Genomic DNA, 9,073 nt, shown 5'->3' on the forward strand with positions numbered 1-9,073 from the left:
GATTCAGGGTATGCGGACTCAAACCCGTTTGCACTAAACACAAGTGATACGGGAGGCGAGGAAAGCTCGGGGTATGCAGACTCAAGCCCGTTTGCTCTGAACACAAATACCGACCTAGGGGCGGACGATTCAGGGTATGCGGACTCGAACACATTCGCACTAAATACCAGTGATACAGGAGGCGAGGAAAGCTCAGGATCTGCAGACTCGAACCCATTTGTTCTTAACACCGATAATATAGGAGGCGAGGAAAGCTCGGGGTTTGCAGATTCAAGCCCGTTCGCTCTAAATACTGGTGGTTCAGGAAGCAATGAAAGTTCAGGGTATGCAGACTGTGACCCATTTGCACTTAAAACCAGTATTATCCTAACTGCCGGAGATGATTCTGGGTGTGCAGACTCAAATCCTTTTGTCATCAATACGTGTGTTAATTCAAGAACTGATTCTGCTACTGGGATTGTTTCTGGTTATGCAGATTCTTCTCCATTCGATTTAGATACAGCAATCGGGGATATATTGGTGAACGCCCCACCAACTATTCTTACTCTATCTTCTTCGACCATTCATGAAAATATGCCTGGCGGGACATTAGTTGGTGTGTTAAGCGGCGTAGATCCTGATTATTTGGATGTCCTTATATACTCGCTAATACTTGAGCAATTGGACGAAGTAGGTGAAAACCAACACAAAGCTCATGATTATGAAATCTTGTTTCATTTAGATGTAAACGGTTCTCTAACTACCCTTCGTTCTTTAGACTTTGAAAAAGATCCAGTCATTACAAATTTAATTATCAGAGTAGAAGACCAACACGGTGCCTTTCTTGAAAAGCCATTCGAGATTGAATTGCTAAATATCATCGAGGATATGGATGGTGACGGTATAGAAGATTCATGGGACGAGGATCGAGATGGGGATGGGTTTACCAATGAGTTTGAGGTGTTGGCAGGTACTAATCCTGATGATCAATACTCGTATACAAACAAACCTATTTTAAATACCCCTAAAGGCTACCTTGATGAAAATGGAAGTATCAACCTTTCTGGCAATGTAAACTTTAACGGTAATGGCAAAGTAGAAGATTTTGGTTTTGTGGTTTCATCAGGTACTTCCTTAGATGAATCGAAGTCTACCGTGTTTTGGGTTCGTGGAGTTGGCACGCCAAATTCTTTTAGACTCAAAGTAAACGAAAGTCCATTTTCAGATGTGATGTACTTCCGATCATGGGCTAGAAATGCAGCTGGGTATGGTTTAAGTTCGGTAAGAAAAGTAGAAATCCCAGAACCTTCTCCAATTTGGTGGGGTCAAGTAACTGAAGAGCTTGGTGGATGGAAAACTTCGGATTGGTTTGGAACATTTATTTATTATGAAAAAGGTTGGCTATACCATTCTCAGCTTGGTTGGCTGTATTCTTCTTCGGGTCAAAATGGAAGCGTTTGGCTGTGGTCTGGCGAGCAAGGTTGGTTATGGACAAAGGCAGATATTTGGCCCTACCTCTATAAAGATGAAGCTGCAGATTGGTTATACTTCGTGAAGTCAGAGGATGGACTGCCTGTTTTTTATGATTATTCAACCTCTTCCTATTTGGGTCACGAAAGAGAAGATACTCATTCACCAGAATAATCTATCTAATTTGTGAAATTACTCCGAGGAGTACTTCCTCCTTTTCTCCTTTTATTTTTGCTTAGTTTTAAAACGGATGCGTTTGAAATAGCACTAAAGAAAAATAATTGGGGAGATGCATCCGATAAAGAAGTAATTGCGGTTTTACAAACGACAGCTGAACAATTTATTCCCTTAGTTCCGAACCTATCAGGCTTAAAGATTTTAATTTCCACAACTAATGGTTCGCCCATCATTCTCCATCAAAGAACCAAGCATGGAGAACTACAAATAAAGCTCGGGACAAAGAATCGATACTGGTGTCAATATGTCTTTCAATTTGCCCATGAACTTGGTCATATCATATGTGGTTTCGAGCAAGGTAATCAAACGAACCAATGGTTTGAAGAAAGCCTATGTGAGGCCGCCTCCCTTTATGCACTGCAAAGACTATCAGTTGTTTGGAATAATTCTCCCCCCTACCCGAACTGGCAATCCTATGCACCTGAATTCGCCAAATATAGAATTGATCGAATAGAAGGCGGTTCATACCCGGAAAACTTCCAACTGCACTCGTGGTGGAGAGAAAACCGCGTTGCCCTCTCTAGAAATGCTTGCCTGCGAAAACAAAACCTTTGGGTAGCTGTGAAATTACTCAGCATTATCGAACAAAACCCAAGATCGGCATGGTCCGCATGCTCCTGGCTAAACCATTCACAAAATGGACAAAGTAAAAAATTCGAGGAATATTTAAGTGACTGGTACGGAGCATGTCCAAAAACTGGGCAAAAGAAATTTGTCAGGCAAGTAATCAATTTATTTGGAATCTCTGCCAAACAGGACAAAAACAAATGAACCCCGCTTATTTTGAAACGAGGTTTTGCAGAAATGATTCTGAGGACTCATGGCCCCAAGAAGGACATATCATTACTGCTTATAATCCCATGGATAATCAACTATCGGAGATCGAGAACCGACTACGAAACCAAAAACTTAAGGAACAGATTAGACTATCTGGATTTGATTGCTTTTCGATAACCGGCGTATCCATTGATTTAACTCACCAAGAACCAAGCTTTTTTACTAATGCATCAGGAAAAAAATCATTGGCTTGGGGCCGTGCTTTTGAACAACGGGCAATTTTTGGTATCAAACAGGACAAACTTTCAATCATTCCATGCCTACAAGAAGGAGACCCTATTCACATCGGCTCCTTCCAGGATCGTTTGATATAAATACTAACGAATCACTGCAGCAAAAAGAGTAACGACAACCGGAACATACAAATTGTCATTCCATCTGACCTTTCCCGTTTGAACGGGAAACAATTCCATTACCGAAATCATAGCTGCAACACAAGCGGCCTGCCAAAGATAAAATGCCCCACCCCACTTTTCCAAAAAATCAGGCAGGATAGGAAAGACCCAATAAGCAAGAACCATACAAAGTAGAAAACAGGCAATTGCACCTTCTAAGGTTTTTTTACCTATACGAATACGACCTATTGATTTACCCGCCAGAGCAGCTGCAGCATCTCCCAGAATAAAAAGGGTAAGCGACAGACATGAACAAGCCGCAAAACTTTCGCTGATGGTACTCAACCATGCACATAGAAAAGTGGCTCCAGCCATATAAGTTGCTCCACTTATTTGTGTTTTTTCTTCCTCCCGAAGCATCGATCCAAAAGTTGCAAAAAACCACCGACCGAATGGAGGGTAGCGAAAACGAATAAACTCAGTAAGTAAGGAATACAAAAGCATTCCCAATGAAAGGAATAAAAAAAACGACCGTTCCACCGCAAAAATATTTGGGCCGTAAAAAACCCCTAAAGGGAGAACAATCACAAACCCATGAAGAAGTTTTCGATAGACTTCCTCGCTAGGCACGGAATTGAACATAAAAGTGCGGGTTATTAAGGGAGGTTAAAAAACCATGCTTTTTGATGAACTATTAAAACTCAAAGGTTGCCTGACTCCTTGGGTCTTTTCCGTCTAAAGAATCTTTACGATCGGGCTCCCCTTTTTTTTCCTGAGAAAGAGGTTTTTTATCATCGCTGTTAGAAGCTACAGCTTTCTCTTTGGCTGGAGGTTTTTTTTCTTTTGGGGCAGAAATTTTCTTTTCCTCTTTCCCTGAGTTCTCATCCGAAACTTCGTCATCTCCATTTTCTTTGGGTGCATTGACCACCCGGTCGACCTTATGAGCTGTTAGAGTACTACCCTTTGCCCCACGGCCTTGTAAATCAAGCCAGGCAAAATCGAGTTCAATAACCATTTCCTTGATTCGTTTAAGCTCTGGGTCAAGGTGTACCAGTATACGACTGTTTTTCTTTTCATTGTCATGTACGGCAAAGAAAAAGATACGGGACCGGGAATGAGTCTTAAACAAGGGATATTCCTTATCGCGGGTTACTCCACCTATTTTAAATTTTTTGGCATATAAACGACCACTCTGCCCATCCCTGTAGACAAGGTTATATACCTTTTCCTCATCCCTTCGGAAAACATTAACCCGCAAAGGAGATTTACCCACAAACATTTTCTCGGCAACTTTCATCACCTTCATAATTCCATCTTTTCCAAAAACAATAACATCATCCAAGTTTGAGCACTTCTCAATCGATTCGTCTTTTTTCAGCCCATACCCAGCAAATCCATCCTTCCGATTCAGGTAAAGGGTTTCATTGGCCACAACCACCTGTGCAGCATTGATTCTATCGAAGGGGGCAAGCGAACCATCCTCCTCCCGGCTAATTTCGGTTTTCCTCTCTTTTCCCTTACCGTAGTTCTTTTTTAAATCCTTAAGATAACGAACGGCATAACGGGTAAGTTGAGCAAGATGCCCTTCGACCTCTTTAATTTCATCTTCAAAACCTTTGATAACTTCATCCGCACGAAAGGAGTCGAACTTGGATATTCGCTTGATACGAATTTCCAACAATCGGAGAATATCATCCTGAGTGACGGAGCGTCGAAAAATTTTGATGTAAGGCTTTAAGCCTTTATCCACCGCAGAAATTACCCCCTCCCAGGTTTCTTCCTTTTCTATATCCCGATAAATTCTTTTCTCGATAAATATTTTTTCAAGGGATGAAAAATGCCACTTCTCCCGCAACTCAGCGAGACGGATTTCAAGTTCCTGTCCAAGTAAATCCCTAGTCAGGTCGGCAGATGATTTAATCAAATCATTTACCGCTAGGAATTGGGGATGATTATCCTTAATTACACAGGCATTGGGGGCAAGGCTGACCTCACAATCAGTAAAGGCATACAAAGCAGGCATGGCCTCTTCAGCCGAGACAGTGGAGGGCAGATGAATCATAATCTCCACAAACTCTGCGGTGTTATCCTCGATTTTGGAAATTTTAATTTTACCCTTATCGTTTGCAGCAAGTACCGAGTCGATCAAACTTGTAGTGGTCGTGCTAAAAGGAATCTCCACAACTTTAAGCAGGTGTTTTTTTACCACTTCAATTTTCGCACGTACTCTGATACGACCACCTCTTGCCCCGCCATTGTAAGCAGTACAATCCGCCATACCTCCCTGTGGAAAGTCGGGTAACAAATCAATCGGATTCTTGCGAAGGGCATCAATCATCGCATCGATGATTTCGAGGAAATTATGAGGAAGAATCTTGGTGGATAAACCAACCGCAATTCCCTCGGCTCCCTGAGCTAATAATAAAGGAAATTTTGTGGGAAAAGTTACCGGTTCCTTGTTCCGACCGTCATAAGAAGATGCCCAGGTAGTCACCTTGGGACTAAAAATTACTTCCAGTGCAAAGGGAGTTAGCCTAGCCTCAATATACCGAGGAGCTGCTGCAGAATCACCTGTAAGTACATTCCCCCAATTCCCCTGGGGATCAATTAACAAATCTTTCTGTCCGATTTGTACGATGGCATCTCCAATAGAAGCATCACCGTGAGGATGGTACTTCATGGTGTTACCAATAACATTGGCCACCTTGTTATATCGGCCATCATCCAACTCCTTCATAGAATGAAGAATTCGGCGCTGAACAGGTTTTAATCCATCATCTGCATGAGGTACAGCCCGTTCGAGAATAACATAGGATGCATAGTCAAGAAACCAATCGCCGTACATATCATCGACATAGATTGCATCGTCATCTCCTCTCTTTGGTCCCTCAAGAGCCAAGGCTTCGGGATCAAACCTACGAGCTACAACTTCCTTAGTCGACGACTCATCAGCCCCATCTACCTCTTCCTCGGGAACCCCGCCCGAATCTTCATTGGTATTGATTTGGTCGGAACTCATTTACAAAATTATTCAGGCAGCCGCACTCTCGACCATCTCCTTTTTGGAAACCTCAGTCTTTTTACTCTTCTTAGGAAGGATGGGGTTTCCATTCTCCTCACCCTCTTCATCCTCATCTAAAATATCGTGTTCAAAACGAAGATTTCGGATAATATATTCCTGTCTGGTTGGGGTGTTCTTTCCCATGAAGAATTTGAGCATCTCCTTGAGAGATTCATTGGCATCTATCTTCACTGGATCCAAACGAATATCATCACCAATAAAGTGTTTAAATTCGTCAGGAGAAATTTCTCCCAGTCCTTTAAACCTCGTAATCTCCGGATTTCTTCCAAGGGTCTTAAGGGCCGCTTCGCGTTCAGTATCGTCGTAGCAATAAAGAGTGGTTTTCTTATTTCGCACTCGAAACAAAGGAGTTTGCAAAACAAACAAGTGTCCCTGACGGATCAATTCAGGAAAGAATTGAAGAAAGAAAGTAATAAGGAGCAAACGAATATGCATTCCATCTACATCGGCATCGGTAGCTATGACTACCTGATTGTAGTGCAAACCCTCTAAATCTTCTTCAATTCCCAGAGCAGCTTGGATTAAATTAAACTCTTCATTCTCATAGACCACCTTGCGGGTAAGCCCAAAGGTATTGAGCGGTTTCCCCTTCAAACTGAATACACCCTGAAACTGTACATTCCTGGCCTTGGTGATCGATCCACTTGCTGAATCTCCTTCGGTAATAAATAAAGTGCTTTTGAAACGCTCTTTGTTTTTGCCACTCAAATGAATGCGGCAGTCACGAAGTTTGCGGTTATGCACCTTGCTCTTTTTCGCCCGTTCGCGTGCAATTTTTTGAATGCCCTTAAGTTCCTTGCGTTCACGCTCACTCCGTTGGATTTTTTGTTGAAGTGCATCAGCAACCTCCGGATGCTTGTGCAAATAATTGTCCAACTTCTCCTTAAGAAAGTTGCCCACGAAAGTACGTATAGTCTCACCATCCGGAGAAACAGTAAGCGATCCTAGCTTGGTCTTGGTCTGGGATTCAAAAACTGGTTCCTGGACCTTTATGCTTATAGCCGCAACAATTCCGCTGCGTACATCAGCCGCATCAAAATTCTTTTTTACAAAATCCCGGACCGTCTTGACCACTGCTTCACGAAAGGCTGCCTGATGGGTTCCCCCCTGAGTAGTGTGCTGGCCGTTGACAAAGGAGAAATAATCCTCTCCATATTGATCGAGGTGAGTAAATGCCACCTCTATGTCATGACCTTCAATGTAAATAATAGGGTATAATGGGGTCTCGGAAATGTTCTCTTCGAGTAAATCTCTTAACCCATCTTTGGAGCGAAAACGTTTTCCATTGTAGCGGATAGTTAGGCCACGGTTAAGATAGGTGTAATAGCGAAGCATACGTTCCACATATTCGTTACGGTAACGATACTTCTTAAACATGGACTCGTCCGGAACATAGGAAATCATGGTCCCGTTGTCTTCATTGGTGGACTTATTTTTTTTGTCGATCGACTGAACTTCTCCAGCGGCAAATTCGATTCTGCGGGTCTCTCCCTCACGAAATGCCTGGATTTCAAACATGCTGGAAAGAGCGTTTACCGCTTTAATGCCTACCCCGTTAAGCCCAACTGACTTTTTAAAAGCTTCAGAATCATATTTTGCACCTGTGTTGATCTTGCTCGAACAATCGAGCAATTTTTCCAAAGGTATTCCTCTGCCAAGATCGCGTACTGTTACAACCTGTCCATCGCACTCCACATCGATCTGTTTGCCAAAACCCATGACAAATTCATCGATACAATTATCTAAGACTTCTTTGAGTAAAACATAGATACCATCATCCTCGGAAGACCCGTCTCCAAGTTTTCCAATGTACATGCCTGGACGCAGTCGTATGTGCTCTTTCCAGTCGAGCGACTTGATGGTGTCCGCCGTATATTTATGGTCAGCCATTTTTCCCAATTTCCATTTCCACACTTCAATCTATTAGAATCAACTACCCTCTTGTCCACTTGAAAATTATATCCACTCTAAAAACCTTGCCAATTTGCGAACAGGAAAGAATGAATATACACCATAAAATTTGATGATACGCGACTTCACACTCTCTTTTTCCCAACTATCTGATCCCCGGTTATGGAAACCAATTTTATGGGCCACAATTCTTAGCCTGGGTGCAATCTTCATAACTATCCTGATTGGCGGTACCTTTATTTTTCGAATGGTTGATTCTTTTTCGAACAATTTAAGCGGTTGGATGAGTTGGACAGATGGATGGCTCGAAGCAGTCGCGGTAGTTGTAGGTACTTTTTTTATCGGCGTGCTTGGCTATTTCTTTCTCGCCAGTGTATACGCTGCTTTTCTGGGTATCTTTATTGATGATGCTCTCGATGCGGTACGAGAACAACATTACCCAGACTCTGCATGGATCAAACCACCTGGTATCATCGAGTCGACCATTTCTTCCCTGCGCTTCATTGTTTGGAGTCTTTTTATTTACCTATTGGCATCCCCTCTACTGCTCGTTGGGTATTTCATTCCCCCTGTCGGCCTGGTTTTGCAATTTTTATTGGGTGGTTACCTGCTAAGCCGGGAATACGGACAACTCATCGAACTTCGCCTACCCCGGGAGGTTAGGCAAAAGAAGCCTGGAAAGTTAGCACATGGAACGGTGGCTACTTTTCTTTGGACATTCCCCATTATCAATTTAGTTGCTCCCATGCTACTAGGAGCCTCATTGGTTCATGCCAGGTTAGGCACGCAAGAAAAGGAGACGAAGAGCTTCTCTGTACTCAAAGATATTTCCAACCGCCAATAATTCAGGCTATCTTTTGAATTCGTTTTTGAATTGGGGCCCAAGTAATGAACCGTTGTTATCCCATTCCTCGATCAGACCGATAGCCAAGCCCTCGGAAAATTTAGTACGGGTCTTTTTCTGACCGTTCTGGTGAAAAGTAACGCCTAATCCCGTGTAGGGGAGATCATCCGCTTGGTTGTACCATAATCCATCCAACCGTTGCTGAAGCTCTTCATTTTGATCAACAAAAGGAGCCGTATCAAGGTCCTCGGCTTCCTCCTGTGCAAACTGAAGTCCCTCGAAGGAACACTGGGAGGGTAACAATACGACCAAAAGTCCCAAAAGGAACATAGCAACAAACCACCAAAAATAAGGCGAACCACTTACTCTTTGCCAAAG

General features: G+C 42.8%; 7 protein-coding genes and 1 pseudogene. 4 read left to right on the plus strand and 4 right to left on the minus strand.

What is annotated here, in order from left to right; all coding sequences use genetic code 11:
• The 3 genes and pseudogenes from ACKPQ4_RS00320 to ACKPQ4_RS00330 all read left to right on the plus strand — a co-directional run.
• A pseudogene (locus ACKPQ4_RS00320) lies at window positions 1-1,623 on the plus strand (hypothetical protein); the annotation flags it as partial.
• A gap of 12 nt (window positions 1,624-1,635) precedes the next feature.
• Window positions 1,636-2,457, plus strand: coding sequence for a hypothetical protein (locus ACKPQ4_RS00325; RefSeq protein WP_407679215.1), 822 nt, complete (start codon window positions 1,636-1,638; stop codon window positions 2,455-2,457).
• Window positions 2,454-2,837: a DUF3293 domain-containing protein gene (locus ACKPQ4_RS00330; protein ID WP_407679216.1), complete on the plus strand. Its 384-nt coding sequence runs from the start codon at window positions 2,454-2,456 to the stop codon at window positions 2,835-2,837. Before ACKPQ4_RS00325 ends, ACKPQ4_RS00330 begins: the two co-directional genes overlap by 4 nt.
• Before the next feature lie 3 nt (window positions 2,838-2,840).
• Here ACKPQ4_RS00330 and ACKPQ4_RS00335 read toward each other — a convergent pair whose 3' ends face one another.
• The 3 genes from ACKPQ4_RS00335 to ACKPQ4_RS00345 are packed head-to-tail and all read right to left on the minus strand — an operon-like array spanning window position 2,841 to window position 7,830.
• A complete protein-coding gene (locus ACKPQ4_RS00335) occupies window positions 2,841-3,500 on the minus strand; it encodes a hypothetical protein (RefSeq protein WP_407679217.1) in 660 nt (219 codons plus the stop codon).
• Window positions 3,501-3,552: 52 nt separating this feature from the next.
• On the minus strand, window positions 3,553-5,877 hold the full coding sequence (locus ACKPQ4_RS00340) for a DNA gyrase/topoisomerase IV subunit A (RefSeq protein WP_407679218.1): 2,325 nt from the start codon (window positions 5,875-5,877) through the stop codon (window positions 3,553-3,555).
• A 12-nt stretch (window positions 5,878-5,889) separates the two neighbouring features.
• Window positions 5,890-7,830: a DNA topoisomerase IV subunit B gene (locus tag ACKPQ4_RS00345; RefSeq protein ID WP_407679219.1), complete on the minus strand. Its 1,941-nt coding sequence runs from the start codon at window positions 7,828-7,830 to the stop codon at window positions 5,890-5,892.
• 133 nt (window positions 7,831-7,963) lie between these two features.
• Between ACKPQ4_RS00345 and ACKPQ4_RS00350 the strand changes: the two genes are divergently transcribed.
• The gene (locus ACKPQ4_RS00350; RefSeq protein ID WP_407679220.1) at window positions 7,964-8,695 is read left to right on the plus strand and encodes an EI24 domain-containing protein; all 732 of its coding nucleotides are present in this window, start codon (window positions 7,964-7,966) and stop codon (window positions 8,693-8,695) included.
• 6 nt (window positions 8,696-8,701) lie between these two features.
• Here ACKPQ4_RS00350 and ACKPQ4_RS00355 read toward each other — a convergent pair.
• A partial coding sequence (locus ACKPQ4_RS00355) for a toxin-antitoxin system YwqK family antitoxin (protein WP_407679221.1) occupies window positions 8,702-9,073 on the minus strand: 372 nt, incomplete at its 5' end.

The sequence above is a fragment of the Candidatus Chordibacter forsetii genome, from assembly GCF_964187505.1.
GTDB classification, from domain to species: Bacteria; Verrucomicrobiota; Verrucomicrobiia; order Opitutales; family Seribacteraceae; genus Chordibacter; species Chordibacter forsetii.

Bases quoted from the DNA above. Each gene is read 5' to 3' on its own strand.
- ACKPQ4_RS00330 (WP_407679216.1), top strand. From the start codon at position 2,454: ATGAACCCCGCTTATTTTGAAACGAGGTTTTGCAGAAATGATTCTGAG.
- ACKPQ4_RS00335 (WP_407679217.1), bottom strand. From the start codon at position 3,500: ATGTTCAATTCCGTGCCTAGCGAGGAAGTCTATCGAAAACTTCTTCAT.
- ACKPQ4_RS00340 (WP_407679218.1), bottom strand. From the start codon at position 5,877: ATGAGTTCCGACCAAATCAATACCAATGAAGATTCGGGCGGGGTTCCC.
- ACKPQ4_RS00345 (WP_407679219.1), bottom strand. From the start codon at position 7,830: ATGGCTGACCATAAATATACGGCGGACACCATCAAGTCGCTCGACTGG.
- ACKPQ4_RS00350 (WP_407679220.1), top strand. From the start codon at position 7,964: ATGATACGCGACTTCACACTCTCTTTTTCCCAACTATCTGATCCCCGG.